The organism is Plantibacter sp. H53, assembly GCF_001650455.1.
Taxonomy (GTDB): Bacteria; Actinomycetota; Actinomycetes; order Actinomycetales; family Microbacteriaceae; genus Plantibacter; species Plantibacter flavus_A.
The window spans coordinates 1-25,747 of record NZ_LWCT01000023.1 but is presented as its reverse complement, the minus strand read 5'-3'; the positions used below and the strand labels follow the sequence as shown (position 1 = coordinate 25,747).

Genomic DNA, 25,747 nt, shown 5'->3' with positions numbered 1-25,747 from the left:
GCTCAGGGTCCGGGTGGGGCTCAGGGTCCGGGTTGGGGCTCTGGGACCTGACGATCGGTCAGGGGGCGGAGGGTCGGACTCGGCGCTCGTAGGCGGCGTCGGCCGCGAGCACCGCACGCACTCGGGCCAGGTCGAACTTCGGCTTGCGATCGAAGTCGTAGATGCCGTTCTGCTCCTGGAACGTGTCGGTGAGCTGCGTGTAGCAGTAGCCGAACATGTTCTCGTCGTCGGTCAGTACCCGGACGAGCCCCGCGAAACGCTCGTGGAACTCCTCGACCGACGCCACCCGCGCACCATAGCCCCAGGAGTCACCACCGGTGTCCGCCGCCGCGAGCTCCGCGTTCCACCAGATGCCGCCGAACTCCGACACGAAGAACGGCTGACCCTCGTACGGCAAGGAGATGGTGCGTCCGTCCTCGAGGTTCGTGAACGGCTCACCGTCCGCGATCCCACCCTGCTCGACGGCGAACGCCGCCGGGTCCTGCTCGTAGGAGTGTGCATCCCACACGTCGGTCTCCCGCACCCGGTGCGCGTAGCCCGAGGCGTCGATCACCGGCCGACTCGGGTCGATCAGCTTCGTCGCGAGGAACATGCCACGCGTGACGTCGTCGAGGACGGTCACGCGGTCGTGCAGCGTCTGGTGCGTCTCGTTCAACGGGCACCAGCCGATGATCGACGGATGGTTGACGTCGCGCTCCAACGCCTCGACCCATTGCGTGATGAACGACGCCGTCGGGCCCTGGTTGTGACCGACCGTGCCCGCACCGGACACGCCCCAATCGCCGAACTCGCCCCACACCAGATAGCCGAGGCGGTCCGCGTGATAGAGGTACCGCTCCTCGAACACCTTCTGGTGGAGCCGCGCACCGTTGAACCCGGCGTCCATCCCGAGCGTGATGTCGGCCACGAGCGCGTCGTCGTCCGGCGCGGTCATGAGCGAGGACGGCCAGTACCCCTGGTCGAGCACGAGCCGCTGGAAGACGTGCTCGCCGTTGATCAGCACCGCGGTGCCGTCGATCGCGACACTGCGCAGCCCCGCGTAGCTCGAGACGCGGTCGGTGACGTCGCCGGCACCATCGCGGATCTCGATGTCGATGGTATAGAGGAACGGGTCGGCGGGACTCCAGAGCCGCTGCTGGTCCGCCGGGACCTCGAGCCGCACCGACGGCGACATCGTCGACCCGAGCTGCGCGGTCTCGCTCGCGACGACGACACCGTCCGCGGACAGGGTCACCGTCGCGGTCGAGCCGGCGGCGTTCCGACTCGGGACGAGCGTGCAGTCGAACCGCCCGGCGTCCGCATCGGGGACCACGGTGAACCGACGCAGGTGCAGCTCGTCGACGGCCTCCACCCAGACCGTCTGCCAGATCCCGGTCGTGCGGGTGTAGTAGCAGTCGGTGTTGCCGTACCAGGTCGCCTGCTTCCCACCGGCCTTCGGCTCGTGACGGGTGTCGCGGGCGCGCACCACGATCTCGAGTTCCTGCCCCGGCTCGACCGCACCGAGCGGCACCCGGATCGGCGTGAAGCCACCCCGATGCCGCATGGCCTCGACCCCGTCCACCCACACGGTCGTGTCGTGGTCGACGGCACCGAAGTGCAGCACACCCTGCTTCCCCCGCCACGTCGCCGGCACCGTGAACCGCGTGCGGTACCAGACGGCCTCCATGAAGTCCGTGTGCTCGACGCCCGATGCGGCCGACTCCGGCGCGAACGGGACGAGGATGCGGTCGGTCAGTTCGCGGCCGAGGAGCCCGCGCTCGATCCCGCTGTCGCCGGCGTCGATCTCGAACTCCCACAGGCCGTTGAGATTGACCCAGCCGTCACGGACGAGCTGCGGCCGGGGGTACTCCGGGCGCGGCTGCGGCGCGGTGTCGGCGCGGCCGGTCGGCAGCGGGGCGGGGAAGCGGAGAGGGTGCGTCATGGATGTCGTTCCGATGCGTGGTGGTGGGTGAATGTGTCGTCGGCCCTTCGACAAGCTCAGGGACCGGGGATGTTGCTCAGGGACCGAACGGGCTGAGCCTGTCGAAGGGCGGGGAGTCGCTACCGGGCGTCGTCGACGGCCTTCGTCAGCTCGGCGACGAACGCTTCAGCGGCCTCCTTGGGGGTGGTCTTGCCGAACTGGACGTCCTGGTTGTAGCGGCCGAGGATCTTCTCGCTGTCGCCACCGCCGACGGGGGTGATCGCCGGCGGGGTGCCGGACTCCTCGCGCGCGGCGTCGACGACGCCCGCCACGATCCGGTCCGTCGGAGTCAGGTCGGGCTCGATGGCCTTCTGGAAGTCCGGGTTCGCGGGCATGCCGCGTTCGGTGCTGAAGAGCTTCGCGACCTCGGTGTCGGTCGTGAGGAAGTCCACCAGCAGTGCCGCCTCGGCGGGGTGCTCGGACTTCGACGAGACCGACCAGTACATCGACGGCTTGAGGTACTGGTATCCCTCGGAGGCGTCCTTCGCCGCGGGGAAAGGGAGCATGTCGAGCTGGTGGTCGGGGGCGGCGGCCTGGAACGCGGTGAGCACCGACGACGGCTGGAAGGTCATCGCGACCTTGCCCGTGCTCATGTCCATGAGGTCGATCGCCACACCGTTGCCCTCGGCCAGCTGCGAGGCGCTCGGGGCCGCGCCGCTCTCGATCTGGTCGAGCGCGTACTGCCAGTAGCTCTCCACGACCTCGGGCTTCAGGATGACCTTGCCGTCTTTGTCGTAGATGTCGTTGCCGTGCTGACGCGCCCAGAGCGTGAGGGTCGGCATGTCGCCGCCGAACGGGGACATGCCGTGGACGGCGCCGCCCGAGGCCTCGGTCACCTGCAGGGCGACCTCGTTGAGCTCGTCCCACGTCCAGGTCGTCGCGTCGGGCAGCTGGATCCCGTACTGCTCGAAGATGGACCGGTTGACCATGAGGCCGACGGTGCCGACACCGATCGGCACGCCGTACAGCTCGTCCTTCACCTTGCCCTGGTCGAGCACCTCGGCGCTGAGGTCGGAGGTGTCGAGGAACTCGTCGAGTTCGCCGAGGTCTGCAAGGGCCCCGCGCTGCGCGTACGAGGCGAGGTAGAGCTGGTCGAACTGCATGACATCGGGGGCGTCTCCGCCGGCGACCGTGGTGGCGAGCTTGTCCCAGTAGCCGCCCCACTCGGTGGACTGGCCCTTCACGGTGATGTTGGGGTACTTCTTCTCGAAGAGGTCGATTGCCGCGCGGGTTCGCTCGTCGCGGGCCGTGGCACCCCACCAGTTGAAGGTGATGGTGACGTCCTCGTCGCTGAGTGCGGCGTCTCCGTTCCCGCCGCCGACGGCGCAGCCGCTGAGGGCTAGGGCCGAGATGGCGGTGGCGGCTGCGAAGCCGAGGAGACGGGACCGGGATCGTGGTTGGCGTTGCATGATGCTCCTTTGCATGGGGTGGATGGGGTGGCCCTTCGACAGGCTCGGGGACCGGGTTGTGGACTCGGGGACCGGGGCTACTTGCCTCCGGTGGTCGCGATGCCCCGCAGGAGGAACCGCTGACCGAACAGGAAGGCGAGGAACACCGGCAGCAGGGTGACGACGCTCATGGCGAAGAGGGCGCCGTAGTCCGATTGCGACTGCGTGTCGACGAACGAGCGGAGGGCGACCGATGACGTGTACTTGTCGGGGTCGGTCACGAAGATCAGCTGGCCGAAGAAGTCGTTCCACGTCCAGATGAAGGTGAAGATCGCCGTCGTCGCGAGTGCCGGGGTCATGAGCGGCAACATGATCTGCACGAAGATCCGCAGGTGCCCCGCTCCGTCGATGCGTGCCGCCTCGTCGAGCTCGCGGGGGATGCCGCGGATGAACTGCACCATGAGGAAGATGAAGAACGCGTCCGTCGCGAGGAACTTCGGCACGATGAGCGGCAGGTAGGTGTTGATCCAGTCGAGCTGGGCGAAGATGACGTACTGCGGGATGATCAGCACGTGGATCGGCAGCATCATGGTGAGCAGCATCGCCGCGAAGGCGAAGCGCTTGAACCGGAACCGCAGCCGGGCGAAGCCGTACGCGGCGAGCGAGCAGGTGAGCAGGTTGCCGATGATCGACCCGACGACCACGATCGCCGAGTTCGCCAGGTAGCTCCCGAACGGCTGCGCGAGCGCGTTCCAGCCGTTCGTGTAGTTCGACGCTTCGAAGGTGTCGAGCACGAGACCCGGGTTGTCGAAGATGTACCCGTTCGGGCGGAGGGAGGACGCCACCATCCACAGCACGGGGTAGAGCATCAGCAGCCCGAGCAGGATCAGCAGTGCGTGCTTGCCGATGCTCGAGATCCGCTGTCGGCGCAGGAGCTTTGCGCGCTGAGCGTCGCCCCGCTCGCGACGGGCGGCCGCATCGGGTGAGAGGCCGTCCTCGGAGGAGGGGCGGGTCTTGAGGTCAGTCATCGTAGAACACCCAATACTTCGAGGCCCAGAAGTTGATGGCCGTGGCGGCGGCGATGATGATGAGCAGGAGCCACGCGATCGCCGACGCGTACCCCATCTGGAAGCTGCCGAAGCCCTTCTGGTACAGGTAGAGCGTGATGAACAGCGTCGAGTCGGACGGCCCGCCCGATCCGTTCGACACCACGTAGGCCTGCGTGAACGACTGGAACGCGCCGATGATCCCGAGCACGAGGTTGAAGAAGATGATCGGGCTGAGCAGTGGCAGGGTGATCGACCGGAACTGGGTCCACCGGCCGGCACCGTCCGTCGAAGCCGCCTCGTAGTACTGTCGCGGGATCTGCCGGAGGCCGGCGAGGAAGATCACCATCGGGGCGCCGAACGTCCACACGTGCAGGATGATCAGCGTCGACAGTGCGGTGTCGGGTTCGGAGATCCACCCGGGGCCCTGGATGCCGAAGACGGCGAGCAGCGCGTTGACGAGGCCGCTCGAGCCGAAGACGAGCCGCCAGAGGACCGCGATCGCGACGCTGCCGCCGAGGAGTGACGGCAGGTACAGCACCGACCGGTAGAACGAGAGCCCGCGCATGCCGCGATCCAGGAGGACCGCGATCGCCAGGGCGACGATGAGCTGCAACGGCACCGAGACCACGACGTAGGTGATGGTCACCCCGAGGGACTGGTGCAGGCGGGGGTCTTCGACCATCCGCTGCGCGTTCTCCAGCCCGGTGAAGTTCGGGTTCTGGAGGAGGTTGTAGTCGGTGAACGACAGGTAGAGCGAGACGAGGACCGGCCCGAGCGTGATGACGAGGAAACCGATGATCCACGGCCCGAGGAAGAGGAGCGCCGCACGGTTGTCCCGGAACTCCGAGGCGTCGCGGTGCTTGATCGCCCCCTTCGGCGTCCGCAGCGCGCGAAGCTCGTTGAGCGCGCTCATGTGGCGGCTCGGGTGGTGGGTGGTGGGCTCTCGAACATGCTGCGCATCTCCTTCGACTCGCTGCGACCGTGCTGACAGGGAGACACGCTAATGGCTTGTGCTACGTAGCACAAGACGCAATTGGAAAACGCTTGCCGCGACGATCCGGACGTCGCGAAGTCGCTACGCTTGCGTCAGGACGGACGCGCGGTGGAGCGTGCGCGACCGACGGGGAGGCACGGATGGCAGTGACCGCACGGGATGTCGCGCAGGCGGCAGGTGTCTCCCAGCGGACGGTTTCGGACGTCGTGAACCTGCCGGGGCGGGTCGGCGCCGAGACCCGCAAGCGCGTGCAGGCGGTCATCGACGAGCTCGGCTATCGGCCCAATCCGCACGCGAGGGGGCTCCGCAATAACCGCAGTGGACTCATCGCGCTCGTCGTCCCCGAGCTCGACGTGCCGTACTTCTCCGACCTCGCTCGCTGCCTCATCCCCGAACTCACGAAACGCTCGCTCACCCTCGTCGTCGATCAGACGAACGGCGACCCGGAGCGGGAGCGCGCGGTGCTGACCGGAGGAGCGGTGTCCTCGACCTTCGACGGCGTACTGCTCAACGCCCTCAACCTCACAGCCGCCGACGTCGAAGCCGCCGCCGCGACCCAGCCCATCGTCCTGCTTGGTGAGCGGGACTACGGCTCGAGTGCGGACCACGTCGCCATCGACGGTACCGAGGCTGCCTACCTGGCGACCCGACACCTGATCGAACGTGGATGCACCCGCATCGGCGCCATCGGTCGGCAGGCCCATTCCACGGGCACCGCGAAACAGCGCGTGGACGGGTTCACGAGAGCGATGCGGGAGGCCGGACTCGACCCGAACCGGTATATGGCCGAAGGGGAATACGATCGCGCGAGCGGAGCGGCGGTCATGGGCCGCATGCTCGACGCCGGCGATCCGCCCGACGGCGTGTTCTGTTTCAACGACCTCATGGCGCTGGGCGCGATGCGTGCGGCGTGGGATCGCGGCGTCGACATCCCGCGCGACCTGGCCGTGGTCGGCTTCGACGACATCGAGGACGGTCGCTACGCGATGCGTTCGCTGACGTCGGTGGCCCCAGACAAGGAGGCCATCGCCCGCGAGGCCGTCGCCATGCTGGTCCAACGCGTGGCTGGGCACGTCGGGCCGGGGCGCCGGGTGCGCGCCGGGTTCGAACTGATCGTCAGAGAATCCTCGGCCGGGTGACCCCTCGGGCCGACCCGCCGGTCAATCAAGCGACGACACTGCACGTCGCCGCCCCGAGCACGATGGCTGATCCCTGCGCCACCTTCCGCGTCGACTTCCACTCGCTGCCGAACCGGGCCGAGAGCCCGAAATACTTTGCCCCGGTCAGAACGCCGCCAAGGAGGTCAAGGGATATCGTGGCGTCCAGATGGTTCGCCGTGGCGGAGGGGGTGATGGTGGGAGCCAGCACTGTCACCGTCCCGAACCCGGCCGTCGTCGAGTACTCGAACAGCGTGTCCGTCGACCCAGCCGGCATCCGGTAAGTAATCGTGTAAGAGGCTGCGATCCCGAGCAGTCCTGGGTTGAATGTGCACGCCGTCATGGTCACCGGCGCGATCGTGGCTGCCGTGAAGCTGCCCGAGCCGAGCTCCGCGTCGGCCCAGGCGGCCTCGGTTTGCGGGGGAGCTGGCTGAGAGGCGAACACGACAGCGGTGAGGACGATGACCAGCACCGCTTGGAGTCTGCGTCGGCCTGCGCTCATCGCAGTCCCCTCGCCGAACGCGAATGCTGTCGCAGCGCGCCGAACCACGCGCCGATGAGACCGATCAGGATCGTTCCCGCAGCCGCCCAGACCGCGAACTCGATGCTCGCGCCGGTGCGGGGGAGCGTGGCGATCGGGCCGGGCGAGACCGAGAGGTCGTCACCGACGCCCTCGGCCGTGACCGTGAGGGCGACCGAGGCGTTCGCCACCGCTGCGCCGGACGGCATCCGGACGTCGAACTTCAGCCACCACGCCTCGGTGCTCCTCATCGAGAGGACCGCGCGCTCGACACCGTCGACGGGCACTGCCATCTCGTCGAACAGGTGGGTGACGGTGCCGACGCAGCCGGCTGCGGTCCAGCGGACGGAACAGGCGTCGACCGCCATGACGAGTCCGAGCTCTGTCGAGCCCGAGCCGACCATGGTCACGTCGATGGAGCCCGGTGTCGCCTCCGGCTTGGTCGTGATGCCCACCTCCCAGGGCGTCGACCGACCCGGGGTGAGGGACTGCATGGCCGACGGGTCGCCGATCGATGTGAGTACGACCGCCTCGCCGGCGATGACGTCCACCGTCGGCTCGGCGTGCGCGGGAGCGGCGCCGCCGATCGCGAGGCCGGCTCCGAGGAGCAGGGCTATCGGTGAGCAGCGGAGCGCGGCGTGGCGAGCCGGTCGTGGTCCGGCTCCGTCGGCGCCGGTACCGGCAGCGGCCGAGCGGCGCCGCGGAGCAGGACGACCGCCGCCACCCGCTCCTCCGTCACCACCCGGCGGGCGCTTGCGATCCGAGCGCGGCCAGAACGCCCACATGACGAGCGCCGAACAGCTGAGCGTCAGTCCGCCGAGGACCCACGGGTTGGACAACCACACGACGAGGTACGCGAGCCCGGGCACCGAGGCGAGCACGAGGCGGACCGTCGAGACCGTGTACGGCTCGGGGTCCTCCGACCGGTTCGCATCGCCCTGCATGGTGATCGTGCGTTGTGGTCCGGCGGTGTCGACGCCGCCGCTCACCGAGGTGACGCGGTGGGTGACGGGCAGCTGGCCGGCACGGTCGACGGTCACGACGTCGCCCACCGCGATGTCGGATGCCGGGATCTCGCGGACGAGCGCGAGTGAGCCGGTGGGGATCGTCGGGCTCATGGAACCGGTCTTGAACATGATGAGGGTGATGTTGAAGCAGGTCGCGAGGATGACGAGCACGATGCAGACCACCCCGCCGACGGCGGCGAGGTTGAGCAGGGTGTCTCCGACGATCGACGCCACCGAGCGGCGGGGCTGCTGCCGCTCAGTGGCGTCGATCGCTTCCGTGGAGGGTCGGGTCACGGTGCTCCGATCAGGAACTGGAGGTGCTGGTGAACTGCCACGTCGCCGACGCCGTTCCACCCTGGAAGCTGGAGGCCGTACCCGCCTTCACCCGCACGTCGAAGCAGAAGCGCACCGTCGAACCGCCGGCCGCCGTGAGTGCACCGGTCGCCGTCGGTGGAGCCGTGCCCGTCGACAGCGAGGCGGTGTAGGCGGGGACTGTAGGTGAGGTGAACGCGGCGGCGTTGCAGGCCGTGCCCGCCGCCGTCGTGACGACGCGGTACTCGAGCTGTGGCAGGAGGGTGCCCGTCGCCGCCGAGACCGCGGACAGCGCCGCCGTCCCACCGATGTTCGTCGCGGCGGTCGTGCGGATGTCGATGAAGGCGAACTGCGACAACCCCGGCGACATGGCGGTCGCGTTGAAGACCAGCGTGGCGGGGTTCGCCGCCTCGTGAGCCGCCCAGGTCGACGATGAGGTCTGCGACTCCACGGCGAAGGTGCTGGCCGCGAAGGTCGCCGTTCCGAACTCGTCGTCGCTCCACGCGGCGAGGGTGAGCGAGGTCCCGACGCCCAGCACGAGCGCTGCTGCGAGGGCCGCTCTGGCCTTCGTATACCGTGCCGTGCTCCGTCGTCGATCGGTGCGGTGGTGTCTCCCCATCGCCGGAGTGTGTCGTCCCATGATCGCCGTCTCGCCGCGGGTTACGGCAGCGGAGTGGTGGACTCGGCTGCGAACTCCCAGAGCACGGTGCCGCTCGGCGACGACTGCGGCAGCGTCGCGGACGGTGTGACCTCGAAGCAGAGGAACACCGGGGTCGTGACCGCACCCAGTGTGAAGATGTCCGCGGCTGTGCTCGACGTGGTCGCGGCGTCCGTCACGAGCGGGTCACCGGCGGCAAAGCTCGTGGCGTCGCAGCCGAACGTGGTGGTCTCCACGACGGAGTAGCTGAGCGAGGAGGCGATGGCGGCTCCGCTCGAGGCCGTGATGTCCACCGTGCCGGCGTACGTCGACGCGGCGGTCAGCTGGACGGCGAACCCGGCGTAGACGGGCTCTTCGGGTGCCAGGTTGTCGGCTTCCACCGCGAAGGTGAGCGGGGCGGCCGCCGCCTCGGTCGGGTGTTCGGTGAAGGCGGTGCCGTCCGTGCTGCCCTCAATGCCGAACCCACCACCGGCGAAGATCCCGGTCGCGAACTCGGAATCGTTCCAGGCCGCGAGCGTGATCGCCGCACCGACGCCGAGCACCAGCCCGCCGGCCAGGATCGCCTTCGCCCGCTTGCTGCGCAGGCCGCGCACGGGTGCGTCGGTGCCGGTGGCCACTGGGGCCTCGGTGCTGGTGTCGATGGTCATGGAAGCCCCCTGAAGTCCGTCGGTGACGGCTGACGTCACCACAGGTGTCGGGCGTGCGGAGACGGTCTCCGCGCGTCTCGCGACACTCTCAGGACGATAGGCAGCCAGGTGTCTGTTGTAACCAGTAGTGGGGTACTGGGATCGCCGGACGCTACCGAGAAAACTGCTGAACCGCGCTGCGTCGCCCGCTCAGGGGGTCAGGCCTGACGCTGCGAGGACTGCGCGACCAGGCGGCCGAGGTCGCGCCGTCTCCCCGCGCCCAGCTTCGTCCGTGCTTGGAGCACGTGCGACTCGACGGTGCGGACGCTGAGGAAGAGCCGCGTCGCGATCTCCTGATTGCTCAGTCCTTGCGCGATGAGCAGGGCGACCTCCAGCTCCCGCCGGGTGAGCGCGCTCAGGTCGGCTGCGGCGGCCTCCTGGCCGGTGTCCGTCTGTCCGCGGGAGAGGTAGGCCAGGGGTGCGTGCGTCGAGTGCGGCTCGACCGGGACGGTGCGCTCGACCGGCGCGGTCTCCTCGGTCGTCTCCGGCCGGTAGGTGGCGAACACGGGCGACGGAGACACGACCGAGGTCCATCGGGCCTCCGGATCCGCAGCGGCGCCTGGCGTGGGACCCACGAGTTCGGCGGCCCGCTCCGCGCAACGGCGGGCGTGCTGCAGTCGCCCCTGGGCCTCGTGGAGTCGTTCTGCGAGCAGATGAGCCCCGATCGCCCGATGCCGCGCTCCGACCTCCTCGAGCGAACAGGCGGCCTCCTCGGCGCGGCTCGCGTCGCCGGCGGCGCCAGCCTCGAGGAGCAGCATGAGCGACGCCTGCAGGGGCGTGAGCTCCTGCGATCGGGCGTCCACGACCCAGGACAGGGTCTCGGACAGCTCGGCGCCGGCCGCGGCGGCCAGGCTCGCGGAGTAGATCCGCTGGGTCAGCGGCTTCCGGATGTCCTGCGCGAGCCGGCGCAGGTGATCCCGTGCCTCCAGGACGCGACCGCCTGCCATCAGCAGACCGAAGTCGGCGATGTCCGCCAGGTAGGAGAGGACCGTGGAGGCGGCGATGAGGCGTTCGTCCTCGGCAGCTCGCCGTTCCGTCGCCTCCTCGAGCTCGCCGGTCTGAGCGAGAGCACCGACGAGGAGGAGCGCGGTCTGCGTGTGCACCTCGGGCGGAACGGTCGAGTCGAGGAGCCGCTCGACGACCCGGAGGTCGGCCACGGTGCGGTCCGGGCGGCCGTCGAAGAACGCCAACTGGGCTCCGAGGATCCCGACGATGCACTGGTCCGTCGTCGCCAGGCGCCCGGTTCCGCGCTCGGCGCGAGCGACGAACTCGTCGATGTAGCGCGCGAAGCCGGCCCAGGAGAGTCCGGTGAGCAGGCGGATGGTGCCGGCCGACAGGACGTACATGGCGCTCGCGTCGCGCAGGGCGTGCGACAACGGCCGCGCGGCGCTGTAGGGCACCGACCGGTAGACGGCGTCACCCAGCTGGAGCAGCTCCCGCAGCTCGGACGGTGGCAGCCTGAGGCCGAGCCTGGTCACGAGCGCGGCGGCGGCATACAGTCGCGAGGACTGCGCGGCGTCGACGTCGCGCAGGACCTTCCAGAAGACGGCATCGCTCTCGGACGGACCCTGCCGATCCTGGTCGCGCCAGGTCTCGACCATCAGGATCCGTTGGGACAGCACACGGCTGTGCTCCTCCTGCTCCGTCAGCTCCTGCGCGCAGGTGCGCTCGGACCAACGATCGAGGGTCGCCCGCCAACTCAAGACCTCCGCCTGCATGTCCTCGTCGGAATCGGCCGCGGGATCGACCTCGAGGACCCGCTGAGCCCCGTCACCGTCGCCCAGCATGGCGAGCGACCGTGACCATTGCAGCGCCGCTGCCACGGACGGGCGCCAGGTGTACGCGCGTTCGGCGAGCAGACGACCGTCCTCGGCGAGGCCGGAGACGTTCGCGACGTGCGCCGCCTCGAGGAAGGTGCGGGCCATCGTGAGGGACTCGAACCCCTCGTCCAGCTCGGTGTGCGGGGCCGTCAGCCAGTACCGGCCGAGGATGAAGGACTCGTTCGGCGTGAGACGGGCACCGCCACGCAGGTCCGAGATGAGCGTCCGCTGGACGCGGTCGTGGCGGTGCAGTCGTCCGCTGTGGCGCCACTCCGCGAGTGCCGACCACGCGTGCAGTTCGTCGGCGACGATGCGGTCCTGGCCTGAGCCGTCGTGCCGCGCGAGTCCGAGCCGGAGGAGCGCGTGCAACTGGTGCTCGCCGAGCAGGCGGATCGCGCGCGAGTAGGGGACCGGGCCGAGCTTCGCCAGCATGACCAGCGCGTAGCGACCCTCGTCCTCGAGCCGGGAGAGCTGAGGTTCCGTGAGGTCGTGCACTCGCCGTGAGACCCCCGCGACCCCGAGCGAGAGGATGCTGCGCGGCAGGTAGAACTCCCCACCCGTCTCGAGCGCGTCCTTGGTGAGCTCATGCACGAGTCGCGGAGAGCCGTTGCTCAACCGCACGATGACGGCCTTGGCCATGTCGTCGAGGACCGCGTCGTCGGCGGCTTCGTCCACCATCGCCGAGGCTTCGAACCCGTCGAGCGCCGGGAGGTCGATCCGTGTGAGCGACCCGGTCCGCCAGACGGCGAGGAGCCGATCGGCGGACTCGTCGCCGCGCCCCTGCAGTCCGGCGAGCTCCTGCTCCAGCGTCACCAGGGCGACCTGCTCACGCGACCGCGAGAGTTCGATGATGTCGGTAAGGCTCGCCGGGTGGAGGTTCGCCCCGTCGTCGACGATGAAGACGGCACCGCTCGGCGCCGTGCGCCAGTCGCTCAGCGTGTGCGAGGCGTCCCGTGACGCACCCGACACGTGGATGACCGGGCGTCCTTCCTCGTGCATCCGACGTCCGATCGCGTCCGCGGTGAAGGTCTTGCCGTAGCCGTGTGGTCCGACGAGGAGCGTGCTGGTCCGGTTCGCGATGAGCGCCGTCATCCGGGCGATCGCGGCCGCTCGACCGCTCGGTTGGGCGGGAGTGCGGGTGGCGGATTGGCGGAACTCGCCGGAGCGACGGGTGGGCGATGCGGCGGACCGCGCGCCGCCACTGAACCGATGCGCACCCGGGTTCATGGGATGACCTGCTCGGCCGACCTCGGGCGTGGCTTTCGCTCCACTACCGTCGCAACCGGTTCTTCCATATCGCAGCCCCCTCAAGCTCCGTCAGGACGACGGGATCCGCATCACTAGGGACGCTGCGAATACTCCGTCGGATGCCCCATTATCCGTAATCCCTGAGTGCTCCCGCAGCCCTAAGAGAGCGTTCTCAGTAGAAACTACGCACCCCAGTCGGGGGTAAACCCCCGGCCAGTGCGGGTTATCTCTCAACCGTCATCGATGACACGACACGGATGGAACCGACTGCACCGGAGCCCCGCCACTGATGACGCGTCGGAGGCCCCCGGGACCGATCGAAACCCGGCGTCCCGCGGCGCCGCCTCGCACTGCGGAGACCAGTACCGGTTTTCCATCCGGCACTACGGAGGTTGGGGTCCCTCCTCTGGGGGACAGGGAAGCCCGCCCATAGATTGGCCGGGATCGACGCCAGTCGCGGGTTCGCCCGTGCACCGAAGAAAGGGTTCCACCGTGGGGGAACAGCAGCGAAGCATCCTCGGCCGAGGCCGTGCGTGGAAGGTCGCGGCCATGGCCGTGGTCGGCACGGTCATCGCCATGGGATCGACGACGGCGGCCACAGCGGCCCCGACCGATGTCTCCGACGGCTTCGGCCGGTTCCTCGGAGGCCAGGCGGCCGGGATCAACCTCGACGCCCTCGCCGCGGTCGCCGGTGCCCGCGCCGAGAACCCGAGTGGTGTCCACCCCGTCGCCGCGAACCCACTGTCGGCCGAGGTGCTCAGCACCCTCGGTGTCGACCTCGGCGACTCGCTCCAACTGTTCGGTGCCAATGGCGTCATCGAGCTCGGTGCCGTCGCTCAGTACGGGTCCGCCGCCGACAACGGCGACGCGATCGCCGGCTCAGGCGCGGTCACCGACCAGGGTGGCGTCTCGATCGGTGGGCCGGACGCCCCGCCGGCGAACGCCGAACTCGACCTGACCGGTATGCTGGGCCGGGTCGGGACGCCCACCGGCGGCATCCTCAGCGACCTCTCGCTCAGCCTCGGCGCCCTCGCCTCCACGATCTCGCAGACGGGCGGCGCCACGGCCGTTCCCGACTACCAGATCGCGGGTGCGACGCTCACCTTCCAGAGCCCCCTCGTGCAGAACGTCGGCACGCAGGTGACCGGCCTCCTCCCGCCGCTGCAGACCACGCTCAACGGGCTCACCTCGGCGCTCAACACGGCGCTGAACGCGAACCTCATCGGCGTCCTCCGTGTGGCTGCGACGGCCACGGTCACGCCGCCGAACCTCGCGACCGTCGTCAACGGCATCCTCACCACCCAGGCGTCGCAGTCCGCGGCGACCGGTGTCTCCGTCAACCTGCTCACCGGTGCGGTGACCGTCGACCTCGCGACCCTCCTCGCGAACGACCCGAACCTGCCGGACCTCAACGACCTGCCGCCGAACACCTCGCTGCTGTCCGGCCCGATCGGTGCCGCCATCGCGGCTGCGATCACGTCTGCCGTCACCGCGCAGGTCACGGCCGTGTCCGCCGGCCTGCAGACGGCCGTGGACAACACACGTATCCAGGTCACCGGTAACGTCACGACGAACGTCGTGGTCACCCAGGTGCCGGTCATCTCCCTGTCGCTCGACTCGACCCTCGGGGCGGTCCAGAACGGGACCGCCGCCTTCACCTCGGCGGGGCTCCTCCCGAACGTGCTGAACCCGATCCTCGCGACCCTCGGCTTGACGCTGGACGGCGTGGTCAACCTCGTCCTCGGACTCGTCAAGAACGTCGTCGCCACCGCGTTCACCAGCCTGAACACGCTCGGCACCGGCCTCAACAGCATCACCGGAGGCCTCGCCGCGAACGTCGTCGGACCGATCCTCAACATCGTCCGCCTCGTCGCCGATGTGACGGCCAACGTGCAACCGGCCACCGGCGACCTCGGGGCGGGATCATCGACGGTCCGCGCCGTGCAGATCTCCCTCGTCCCGGCGATCTCGCTCGCGACGGTCAACCTCGCGTCGTCCTCCGTGCGCGGGACGCTCGTCGTGTACGACACGGCCATCACCGCCACACCGGCGACCGTCAACCCCGGCCAGTCCACCGTGATCGACGGCACCGGCTTCGCGGCGAACGAGCAGGTCACGATCACCGCGCCCGGCCTCGACCCGGTCACCACGACGTCGGACGCCGCCGGAGTGATCAGCCAGAGTGTCGCGATCCCCGCCGGCTTCACTCCGGCGACGCTGACGTTCACCGCCACCGGTGCGACCTCCGACACCCCGGCCACCACCGACCTCGTCGTCGCCCCCTTCGTGACCGCCATCACCGCCGACCCGGCGACGATCGCCCCCGGCGGCAGCACCACGATCACCGGATCCGGCTTCCTGCCCGGCGAGTCGGTGTCGATCACCGTCCCAGGTGTCATCGACCCGGTCGTCACCACCGCGACGGGCACCGGCACCATCTCCGCCAGCCTCACGCTCCCGGCGGACTTCCCGCTCGGCCCGGTGACGGTCACGGCGACCGGCGCCTCGTCAGCCAGCCCGGCGACCACGACGGTCACCGTCGAGGCGACCCAGTACGTCACCGCGATCACCGCCGACCCGGCCAGTGTCGTCGCCGGTGGGACCACGACGATCACCGGGACCGGCTTCGCCTCGGGCGAGACCGTCTCCGTCTCGATCCCCGGCGTCGACCCGGTCACCACCACGGCCACCGGAACCGGCACGATCTCGGTCGAGCTCGACGTCCCCGCCGACTACGCCGCAGGCCAGGTCGTCGTGACCGCGCTCGGCGAGACGTCCGACACCCCGGCCACCACCAACCTCGCCGTGGTCTACGAGACGTCGATCGTCGCCGTCCCGGCCACGGTCGCCGGTGGCACGACCACGATCATCAACGGTGCCGGCTTCGCGCCAGGCGAGGACGTCGTCGTGACGTTCCCCGGCCTCGAGCCGATCACCGTCACCGCCACCGCACTCGGCGCGATCGGCACCCCCATCGCCGTCCCGCAGGACTTCGCGGTCGGCGACGTCACGGTCACCGCCCTCGGCGCCGTGTCCGCCACCGAAGCGACCACCATCGTCACCGTCACTGCGACGGTCTACGACACCGCCATCACGCTCGACCCGACGTCACTCATCCCTGGGAACACCACGACGGTGACCGGCACCGGCTTCCTGCCCGGTGAGACGGTCACCGTCGGCTACCCGGGCGGCACCCCGGTGACCGTCGATGCGGACGGCGACGGCGGCTTCACCGTCGACCTGCCCGTCCCCGACGGCACGCCCGCCGCGACCGTCGTCGTCACCGCCACCGGTGAGACGTCGGCCACCCCGGCGACCGCCGACCTCGAGGTGCTGCCGTACGACACGGCCATCACGGCCGACCCGGCCTCGCTCCTCCCCGGCAACTCGACCACCATCACGGGCACGGGCTTCGCCGCGAACGAGTCGGTCTCCGTCTCCTACCCGGACGGCACGCCCGTCGTCGTGACGGCTGACGGCGACGGCGGCTTCACGGCCGTCCTGCCGATCCCGTCGGGTACGGCCGCCGGCCAGCTCACGGTCACCGCCACCGGCGCGGTCTCCGCGACGCCGGCCGAGACGGACATCACCGTCGAGGCCTACGACACCGACATCGCGCTCGACCCGGCGACCATCGCCCCCGGTGGCAGCACGGTCGTCACCGGTTCCGGTTTCGTTCCGCTCGAGTCCGTCGAGATCACCATCCCCGGCCTCGCGACGCCCGTGACGACCACGGCGAACGGCGACGGCGAGATCACGGTCAGTGTCACCCTGCCGGCGGACTTCCCGCTGGGCGACGTCACGGTCACCGCCACCGGCGCCGTCTCGGCCACCCCGGCCACGGCGACGCTCACCGTCGAGGCGACCACCTACGTCACGGCCATCACGGTCGACCCGACGACCGTCGTCGCGGGGGAGAGCACGCTCGTCACCGGTACCGGCTTCGAGCCCGATGAGACCGTCACGGTCTCCATCCCCGGTGCGCCCGCGGTCACCACACAGGCGTCGGCGACCGGAACCATCTCCGTCTCGCTGCCGGTCCCGGCGGACTACGCGGAGGGCACGGTCGTCGTGACCGCCCTCGGCGAGGTCTCCGAGACCCCGGCCACCACCAACCTCGCGGTCGACGTCGTCTACACCCCGACGATCACCGCCGACCCGGCCACGGTCCCCGGCGGCACCAGCACCGAGATCTCGGGCGCCGGCTTCGCTCCGAGCGAGAGTGTCACGGTCACCTTCCCCGGCCTCGACCCGATCACGGTCACGTCGAACGCAGCCGGTGAGATCACGACCACCATCGACGTCCCGCAGAACTTCGCGGTCGGTCCGGTCACGGTCACCGCCCTCGGCGTCGTCTCCGCGACCGAGGCGACCACCACGGTCACGGTCGAGGCCACGGTCTACGACACAGCGATCACCGCCGACCCCGACACGCTCCTCCCCGGCGGCAGCACCACCGTCACCGGAACGGGCTTCCTGCCCGGCGAGTCCGTCTCCGTCTCCATCCCCGGCGGCACGCCCGTCGTGGTGGAGGCCGGCCCGGACGGCGACATCACCGCCATCCTGCCGATCCTGCCCGGCACGGACCCCGGCACCGTCGTCGTGACGGCCGTCGGAGCCGTGTCGAACACGCCTGCCACTGCGACGATCACCGTCGAGGCGTTCGACACGACGCTCACCGCGACGCCGTCCACGCTGAACCCCGGTGACTCGACGATCCTGTCCGGCACCGGCTACGTCGCGAACGAGTCGGTGACCATCTCGGCGCCCGGCTTCGACGACGTCGTGACCACGGCGAACGGGCTCGGTGAGATCAGCCAGGTGGTCGCCTTCCCGGCGGACTTCGTCCCCGCGACCGTGACGTTCGCGGCCACGGGCGCCCTGTCGCTCACGCCGGCGCAGACCTCGGTCCTCGTCGAAGCGGTCGTGTACGACACGGCGATCACGGTGGATCCGACGACGGTCAACCCGGGCGGAACCACCACCGTCACGGGCACCGGCTTCGCACCGAACGAGACCGTCACCATCACGATCCCGGGCGGCGACCCCGTCACCGTGACGACGAACGGCGACGGCGACTTCACGCAGGCCGTGACGATCCCGGCCGGAACGCCTGCGGGTCCGCTGACGATCACCGCGACCGGTGACACGTCGAACACGCCCGCCGACGCCGACGTGACCGTGGTGCCGTACGAGACCGCGATCACCGCCGACCCGGACACGCTGCTCCCCGGCACCTCGACGACGATCACCGGTACCGGGTTCGCACCGAACGAGTCCGTCTCGGTCTCCATCCCCGGTGGCACACCGGTCGTCGTGACGGCGAACGGCGACGGCGGCTTCACCGCCGCCCTGCCGATCCCGTCGGGCACGGAGGCCGGACCGCTCGTCGTGACCGCGACCGGCGCCGTCTCCGCGACGGACGCGACGGCGACGGTCACCGTCGAGGCCTACGAGACTGCGATCACCCTCGACCCGACGACGGTCGCCCCTGGCGGCAGCACCACGGTCACCGGCGACGGCTTCGCGTCGAACGAGTCCGTGAGCGTCACCGTCCCGGGCATCGCGACGCCGATCCCCACCACGGCTGACGGCAACGGTGAGATATCCGTGAGCGTCGACCTCCCGGCGGACTTCCCGCTCGGACCCGTGACCGTCACCGCCACCGGTGCCGTCTCGGCGACCCCCGCCACGGCGACACTCACCGTCGAGGCCACGACCTACGTCACGGCCATCGCCGCCGACCCGGCCACCGTCGTCGCGGGTGCCAGCACCCTCGTCACCGGCACCGGCTTCGCACCGAACGAGAGCGTCACGGTCTCGATCCCCGGTGCCGACCCGGTGACCACCACGGCGACGGCGACCGGCACCATCTCGGTGTCGCTGCCCGTGCCGGCCGACTACGCCGAGGGCGTGGTCGTCGTGACCGCGCTCGGGGCGACGTCCGACACGCCTGCGACGACGAACCTCACGGTCGACGTGGTCTACGCGCCGACGATCACCGCCGACCCGGCGACGGTCCCCGGCGGGACCTCGACGGAGATCTCGGGGAGCGGCTTCGCTCCGACCGAGAGCGTCACGGTCACCTTCCCCGGCCTCGCGCCGGTGACGGTCACCTCGAACGCCGACGGTGAGATCACCACGACGTTCGCCGTCCCGCAGGGCTTCGCGACCGGCCCGGTCACGGTAACCGCACTCGGCGTCGTCTCGGCGACCGAGGCGACCACCACCGTCACGGTCGAGGCGACGGTCTACGACACGGCGATCACCCTCACACCGGACACGGTGAACCCGGGCCAGACCACCACGGTCACCGGTACCGGCTTCCAGCCGAACGAATCGATCAGCGTCTCGATCCCCGGCGGCGACCCCGTCGTGGTGACGGCGGACGGCGACGGTGGGTTCACCGCGACGCTGCCGGTGCCGCCCGGAACGCCCGCCGGTCCCGTCACGGTGACCGCGGTCGGTGAGACGTCGGCGACGCCTGCTGAGGCGGAGCTCACGGTCGAGGCCTACGAGACGGCGATCACCGCCGACCCGAGCACGGTCACGGCCGGCGGAGCGACGCTCGTCACGGGCACCGGCTTCGCCGCGAACGAGTCCGTCACGGTCTCGATCCCGGGCGGTACGGCTGTTCCGGCGACGACGAACGGTGCCGGCGAGTTCTCGGTCGGGATCACCGTTCCGGCGAATGCGCCGGTCGGACCGCTGGTCGTCACGGCGGAGGGAGCGGTGTCGCAGGCTCCGGCCACCGCGACCGTCACGGTCACCGCCATCGTGTTCTCGCCCGTCATCACCGCTTCCCCGGACGCGCTGATCGCCGGTGACACGACGGTCATCACCGGATCGGGCTTCGCAGCCAACGAGACGGTCACGGTGTCGATCCCGGGCGCTCCGGTCGTCACGCAGGTGACGAACGCCGGCGGCGGCTTCACGGCGACCCTGCCGGTCCCCGACGGATACGCGCTCGGCGACGTCACGGTGACGGCACTCGGTGCTGCATCGAACGAGCCGGCGACGACCATCATCGAGATCCTCGCGTACGACACGGCGATCACGGTCGATCCGTCGTCGGTCCTGCCGGGTGAGTCGGTCACGGTCGACGGGACGGGCTTCGCCGGTGGGGAGACCGTCACGGTGTCCATCCCGGGCGCACCGTCCGTCACCGTGGTGACGAACCCCGACGGTTCCTTCACCGTGGACCTGCCGATCCCGGACGACTACACGCCTGGCCCGGTGACCGTCACGGCCGAGGGCGACGTCTCCGAGACGCCGGCCGAGTCCGAGGTCACCATCGAGGACGGAGCGGTCGACGTCGACACCGACGCCGCTGCGGTCGACGTGGACGCCGCTGCTGACGTCGACGCCGCGGCCGACGTGGACGCCGACGTGGACTTGGACGTGGACGTGGACGCTGCTGCCGACACTGACGCTGCTGCCGACACCGATGCTGCAACGGATGTGGATGCGGATGCGGATGCGGCTGCTGACACGGATGCTGCCGCCGACGTCGACGCTGCTGCGGACGTGGATGCTGCCGCTGATGTGGATGCCGCGGCCGACACGGATGCTGCTGCGGACACTGACGCCGCCGCCGACGTGGATGCTGCTGCCGACACGGATGCTGCTGCCGACGTGGATGCTGCTGCGGACACTGATGCTGCTGCTGACACGGATGCTGCTGCCGACACGGATGCTGCTGCTGACACTGATGCTGCTGCCGATGCGGATGCTGCTGCCGATGCGGATGCTGCTGCCGATGTGGATGCTGCTGCTGACACTGACGCTGCGGCCGACGTGGATGCTGCTGCTGACACTGATGCTGCGGCCGACGTGGACACTGATGCTGCGGCCGACGTGGACACTGATGCTGCGGCCGACGTGGACGCTGCGGCTGACACCGATGCTGCTGCCGACGTGGATGCCGCTGCCGACACGGACGCCGCGGCTGACGTTGATGCCGCGGCCGACACGGACGCTGCTGCGGACGTGGATGCTGCTGCTGACGCTGATGCCGCAGCCGATGTGGACGCTGATGCGGACACTGACGTTGCTGCCGACACGGATGCCGCTGCTGACACGGATGCTGCTGCGGATGTGGATGCCGCTGCGGACGTGGATGCTGCTGCTGACACCGATGCCGCAGCTGATGTCGATGCTGCTGCTGACACCGATGCCGCAGCTGATGTCGACGCTGCTGCGGACGCTGCTGCGGACGCTGATGCTGCAGCCGACGTGGATGCTGCTGCCGACACTGACGCGGACACTGCCGCCGACACCGACACCGACACCGCGGCGGACACCGATGCAGCGTCCGACGGAGTGGATGTCGACCTGAACGCAGATGTCGACACCGACACCGCGGCGGACGCGGACACGGCGTCCGACGCCGACACCGCAGCTGACGCCGACGGTGACACCGATGCCGGCGACGACCGCCTGGCTACCGTCAAGTACTCGACGATCGTCCGCGACACGGGCGTGATCCAGGAGGTCTACGCCACCGGCTTCGAGCCCGGCGAGACCGTGTCGGCGACCGTCTTCTCGACGCCGTTCGCCCTGACGCCCGTTGTCGCAGACGCCTCCGGCAACGCCACCCTCACCTTCCCGGTCGACTCGTCGATCGAGCTGGGTGCCCACCGGGTTGAGCTCTCCGGATCCGTGACCGGTGCCCTGCCGCTCGACCGTCAGGCGACCGCCTTCACGGTCACCGCTGCGGCCGCCGCCGCGCCGGGGTCACGCCCCGGTCTCCCGAGCACCAGCTTCGACGGCTTGTGGCTCGGGGGACTCGGCGCCACGATGCTCCTCCTCGGAGGTGCCTTCGTGGCCACGCGACGGGCGCGTCTGGAGTGACCCCGCCGAGTGGGCCGCGCCGCATTCGGGTCGGCGCGGCCCACTCCTTCCCCCGCGGACGGCACCACCGAACGGGTGCCCCCGCGGTTCATCACCACCCAGCACCAAGGAGGAACCGTGACTCCGATCACACGCACATCCGTGGGGGAGCGTTCTGACGCCCTTCGACAAGCTCAGGGACCGACGGGCGCTCAGGGACCGACGGGCGCTCAGGGATCAAGGGGCACTGAGGGACCGGCGCCGGTGGTCCCACCGAAGCGGGCCGCACGTATCGCCGCGGCGGTCTCGATCGCCCTCGTCGGGGTCTACGTCGCGGGCACCCTCGTCATCGTCTCGCCGGCCACGCCCGTCCGCGGTGCCGTCGTCGCCGCGGCCGGCCCGTACTTCACGCAGAAATGGAACGTCTTCGCCCCGAGCATCATGAAGACGAACATCACCTTCTCCGTCCAAGCCCAGTGGCGCGACGCCGACGGCAAGCTCGTGAAGTCCGACTGGGTCAACGTCACGAAGCTCGAGCAGCAGGCGGTCTCCGGCCATGCCGAGCCGTCGCGGATCCAGAAGTCCTCGTGGAACGCGATGCTCGCCTACAACACCCGGTACCTCGCGCTCGACGCGAAGCAGCGCGAGATCGTCCGCGACACCTTCATCCAGCGCGCCGACGGTGGCGGGTATCGCGCGCAGTCGGCCGAATCGCTCATCGCCGACCTCGACGCCGTCAGCACGACCCCCGGCCCAGGGCAGGGCGACATCGTCCGGTTCCTCCGCTACGACTACATGCTCAAGGAGTACGCGACCGCGTTCTCCACGGCGTACTTCGACCAGGACGTCGAGCGCGTCCGGTGGCGGATCGACCGCACGCGCCCGAACGACTTCGAGAACCGCTTCTCCGAGGAGCAGCAGTTCGACGACACCGCCGTCACCTTCGGCTGGCGGCACGTCGACGACGTCATCGACCCAGAGACCCTCGGCGTCTACCGGGACGTCATCGCCCGCTACGGGGGTGCACGATGAACGCCGTCCGCGCGTGGTTCGACCGGTTCGCCGGCTGGGTCACGGGCGCCAAGCACGCCGGCTACAGCCTCTCCGCCCTGCGGATCCTCTACGGTGTCGCGATCGTCAGCTTCCTGTTCACGAGCCTCGCCGACCGCCACTACCTCTGGGGCGTCGCATCGAAGTGGGTCGACCCGGAGGCGGACCGTCGCGCCTGGTTCCCGCTGTTCGAGCTCGTCTTCACGAAGGACAGCGCCTTCGTCTTCGACCTCGCTTACGGGGCGCTCATCGTGCTCGGCCTGCTGTTCCTCATCGGCTGGCAGACCCGGTTCGTCACACCCGTCCTCCTCGTGTTCTGGGTGGGGCTCGCGACCAACAGCACGGTGCTGACCAACGGCGGCGACACGATCATCCGCATCACGCTGCTGTTCCTGGTGTTCGCCGACCTGTCGCGTCATTGGTCCGTCGACGCGTGGCTCGCCAAGCGGCGGGGTCGAGCGCCGCGGCCGATCCTGCGCGGTCGGTTCGCGATCCCGTCGTGGCTCGCGAACGCCGCCAACAACACGGCGGTCCTGCTCTGCGCGTACCAGATCATGCTCGTCTACGTGAACTCCGGCATCTACAAGCTCATGGGTCCCGAGTGGCGTGAGGGCACGGCGTTCTACTACTCGCTCGTCCTCGACGTGTTCCGCCCGTTCCCGGTGCTGAGCGACCTCGCCTGGCAGCTCGGACCGTTCGTCTGGGTGGCCACGTTCCTGTCCGTCTGGGTCCAGCTGTTGTTCCCGGTGCTCATCCTGTGGCGGCCGACGCGGATCCTCGCGCTCGGCTTCACGATCCTCATGCACCTCGGCATCGGCCTCTTCCTCGGGCTGTGGCCGTTCTCGCTCGCGATGATCGCGCTCGACCTGCTGTTCGTCCGCGACCGCAGCTGGGTCGCCGTCGGCCGGTGGGCGGCGCACGCCGGGGGAGTGCTCCGCCAGTTGTTGCCGGAGCGCCAGCCGGACGAGAGACCTCTCACGACGTCGGCCGGTTCGCCGTCGTGACACCAGCCGTCTCGCGCGTTCGGGTGCGAGACGAACCGGCGGTCGGCGCCACGGTTGCGCCGACCGCCACCTCCCTCGCGGTCCCGTCCCTCGCGCCCTGACGTCCCCTTCCGTTCGCCCATCTTTGGGCGAACGAACGCTCCCTCGCCCAAGAACGGGCGAATGAACGCAGCTGGATCTGTGTTTCTCTGTGTTTGTGTGATACTTTCTTCGCACTGCAAGCCTGCAACACCGGAAACGAAGGTCAAGGACGACGCATGTACGCGACGGAGCGGCACGAGCACATCACCAGCCGGGTGAAGACGAGCGGACGGGTCTCCGTCGCCGACGTCTCCCGTGAGCTGGGCGTCACCGCCGAGACCATCCGCCGCGACCTCGACCAGCTCGAAACCTCCGGCGTCCTGCGCCGCGTCCACGGCGGTGCCGTCTCCGCAGCACGTGCCTCCGTCGCCGAGGCCAGCCTCGCCGATCGCCAGGGCCAGCGGAGCGACGCGAAGGCCACGATCGCCCGTGCGGCCCTCCGGCTGATCCCGGAGACGTTCAGCGGCTCGATCGTCATCGACGCCGGGACGACCACGGCCCACCTCGCCGACCTCCTCGTCACCTGGCGCCCGGCCACCGCCGGCCAGACGCTCACGGTCATCACCAACTCCGTCCCGATCGCCGCGACGCTCCACCACTGCGACCACGTCGAACTCCACCTGCTCGGTGGCCGCGTCCGCGGCATCACGAGCGCGGCGGTCGGCAGTACGACCGTCGACGAGCTCGGCCGGTTCCGCCCCGACATCGCCTTCGTCGGCGCCAACGGGGTCAGCGCCGATTTCGGTCTCAGCACGCCCGATGAACTCGAGGGTGCCGTGAAGTCGGCCATAGTCCGCGGTTCGCGCCGGGCCGTCGTCCTCGCCGACGCCGCCAAGCTCGGTGAGGAAGCACTCATCCGCTTCGCCGCCCTCGACGAGATCGACACCGTCATCACCGACGAGGTCGTTCCGACGGCCCTCGGGGACGCCCTCGAGGCTGCGGGTGTCGAGGTGGTCGTCGCATGATCATCACCCTGACCGCCAACCCCTCGCTCGACCACACGGTGGAGCTTCCCGGCATCGTCGAGCGCGGTGAGGTCCTCCGCGCCCTCGCCAGCCGGGAGCAGCCGGGCGGCAAGGGCGTCAACGTCTCGCGGGCCATCGCCGCAGCCGAGCTGGCGACCATCGCCGTCCTGCCCGGTGAATCGACCGACCCCATGATCGAGTCGCTGCGCGCGCAGGGGATCGACGTCCTCGCCGTCCCGACCGGGCAGCCCGTGCGCCGCAACATCACGCTCACCGAGCCCGACGGCACCACCACCAAGATCAACGAGCCGGGCCCGCTCCTCACCGAGGACGACGCTGCACGTCTCGTCGACGCGACCGCCCGTGCCGCCGCGAGTGCCGAGTGGCTCGTCATCGCCGGCTCGCTGCCGCCCGGCCTCCCCGCCGACTTCTACGCACGCATCGTCCGGGCCGCTCGCGCCCTCACCGACGGCACCCGCCCGTTCGTCGCCGTCGACAGCTCGGGTGAGCCGCTCGCCGCCCTCCTCGCCGCCTTCGCCGCCACCGGGGAACGCATCGACCTCATCAAGCCGAACGGCGCCGAACTCGCCGAACTCACCGGCACCGCGTCCGGCGACGAGATCGAGGCGGACCCGGCGCTCGCCGCGTCCGTCGCCGCCACGCTCATCGGCGCCGCGGACCGACCTGGTCCGGTCGCCGCCGTCCTCGTCACGCTCGGCTCCCGAGGAGCCGTCCTCGTGGAGGGTGACACCGCCTGGTCGGCCCGGGCCCCGAAGATCGTCGCGCGCAGCACCGTCGGCGCGGGGGACTCCTCCCTCGCCGGCTACCTGATCGCCCGAACCGCAGGTCTCGCCCCTGCAGCACGCCTCGCGCAGGCCGTCGCCCACGGAGCCGCTGCCGCGGCCCTCCCCGGCAGCGACGTACCGGCGCTCAGCGGGACGGACGCCGCCGCCATCGACGTCGTCCAGCTCCCGCAGCGGATCCCATCCGTCCCCTGACCGTCCCCGGTCCCTGAC

At 70.0% G+C, this 25,747-nt stretch carries 15 protein-coding genes; 6 read left to right on the top strand and 9 right to left on the bottom strand.

What is annotated here, in order from left to right; translation table 11 throughout:
• Positions 1-58: 58 nt before the first annotated feature.
• The 4 genes from A4X17_RS11345 to A4X17_RS11330 all read right to left on the bottom strand — a co-directional run bounded on the left by A4X17_RS11345 (position 59) and on the right by A4X17_RS11330 (position 5,310).
• Positions 59-1,921 (bottom strand): glycoside hydrolase family 2 protein, encoded by a 1,863-nt coding sequence (locus A4X17_RS11345; RefSeq protein WP_082916117.1) that lies wholly within the window; start codon positions 1,919-1,921, stop codon positions 59-61.
• Positions 1,922-2,040: 119 nt separating this feature from the next.
• Positions 2,041-3,369, bottom strand: coding sequence for an ABC transporter substrate-binding protein (locus A4X17_RS11340; RefSeq protein ID WP_197479067.1), 1,329 nt, complete (start codon positions 3,367-3,369; stop codon positions 2,041-2,043).
• Positions 3,370-3,446: 77 nt separating this feature from the next.
• The gene (locus A4X17_RS11335; protein WP_064295786.1) at positions 3,447-4,376 is read right to left on the bottom strand and encodes a carbohydrate ABC transporter permease; all 930 of its coding nucleotides are present in this window, start codon (positions 4,374-4,376) and stop codon (positions 3,447-3,449) included.
• Positions 4,369-5,310, bottom strand: coding sequence for a carbohydrate ABC transporter permease (locus tag A4X17_RS11330; protein ID WP_064295785.1), 942 nt, complete (start codon positions 5,308-5,310; stop codon positions 4,369-4,371). Before A4X17_RS11330 ends, A4X17_RS11335 begins: the two co-directional genes overlap by 8 nt.
• Before the next feature lie 221 nt (positions 5,311-5,531).
• Here A4X17_RS11330 and A4X17_RS11325 point away from each other — a divergent pair, with 221 nt between their 5' ends.
• Positions 5,532-6,530, top strand: coding sequence for a LacI family DNA-binding transcriptional regulator (locus tag A4X17_RS11325; protein ID WP_064295784.1), 999 nt, complete (start codon positions 5,532-5,534; stop codon positions 6,528-6,530).
• 25 nt (positions 6,531-6,555) lie between these two features.
• Here A4X17_RS11325 and A4X17_RS11320 read toward each other — a convergent pair whose 3' ends face one another.
• From A4X17_RS11320 to A4X17_RS19680, 5 genes are all read right to left on the bottom strand, one after another.
• Positions 6,556-7,020 (bottom strand): hypothetical protein, encoded by a 465-nt coding sequence (locus tag A4X17_RS11320; protein WP_064295783.1) that lies wholly within the window; start codon positions 7,018-7,020, stop codon positions 6,556-6,558.
• A gap of 26 nt (positions 7,021-7,046) precedes the next feature.
• Positions 7,047-8,369, bottom strand: coding sequence for a signal peptidase I (locus A4X17_RS19260; RefSeq protein WP_197479066.1), 1,323 nt, complete (start codon positions 8,367-8,369; stop codon positions 7,047-7,049).
• Positions 8,370-8,379: 10 nt separating this feature from the next.
• Positions 8,380-9,006, bottom strand: a complete 627-nt coding sequence (locus tag A4X17_RS11310; RefSeq protein WP_064295781.1) for a SipW-dependent-type signal peptide-containing protein — start codon at positions 9,004-9,006, stop codon at positions 8,380-8,382.
• Between the two features lie 41 nt (positions 9,007-9,047).
• Entirely contained in the window at positions 9,048-9,692 is a 645-nt protein-coding gene (locus A4X17_RS11305; protein WP_139205301.1) for a SipW-dependent-type signal peptide-containing protein, read from the bottom strand.
• Between the two features lie 197 nt (positions 9,693-9,889).
• Positions 9,890-12,778, bottom strand: a complete 2,889-nt coding sequence (locus A4X17_RS19680; protein ID WP_064295780.1) for a LuxR C-terminal-related transcriptional regulator — start codon at positions 12,776-12,778, stop codon at positions 9,890-9,892.
• A 513-nt stretch (positions 12,779-13,291) separates the two neighbouring features.
• Here A4X17_RS19680 and A4X17_RS11295 point away from each other — a divergent pair.
• The 5 genes from A4X17_RS11295 to A4X17_RS11275 all read left to right on the top strand — a co-directional run bounded on the left by A4X17_RS11295 (position 13,292) and on the right by A4X17_RS11275 (position 25,729).
• Positions 13,292-21,652 (top strand): hypothetical protein, encoded by an 8,361-nt coding sequence (locus A4X17_RS11295; protein WP_064295779.1) that lies wholly within the window; start codon positions 13,292-13,294, stop codon positions 21,650-21,652.
• A 243-nt stretch (positions 21,653-21,895) separates the two neighbouring features.
• Complete coding sequence (locus A4X17_RS19485) at positions 21,896-22,663, top strand: DUF5819 family protein (RefSeq protein ID WP_064295778.1); 768 nt, start codon at positions 21,896-21,898, stop codon at positions 22,661-22,663.
• Positions 22,660-23,685 carry an HTTM domain-containing protein gene (locus A4X17_RS19480; protein WP_064295777.1) on the top strand — a complete coding sequence of 342 codons (1,026 nt, stop codon included), beginning with the start codon at positions 22,660-22,662 and terminating at the stop codon, positions 23,683-23,685. Before A4X17_RS19485 ends, A4X17_RS19480 begins: the two co-directional genes overlap by 4 nt.
• Positions 23,686-23,942: 257 nt before the next feature.
• Entirely contained in the window at positions 23,943-24,731 is a 789-nt protein-coding gene (locus tag A4X17_RS11280; RefSeq protein ID WP_064295776.1) for a DeoR/GlpR family DNA-binding transcription regulator, read from the top strand.
• Positions 24,728-25,729, top strand: coding sequence for a 1-phosphofructokinase family hexose kinase (locus A4X17_RS11275; RefSeq protein ID WP_064295775.1), 1,002 nt, complete (start codon positions 24,728-24,730; stop codon positions 25,727-25,729). Before A4X17_RS11280 ends, A4X17_RS11275 begins: the two co-directional genes overlap by 4 nt.
• Positions 25,730-25,747 lie beyond the last annotated feature (18 nt).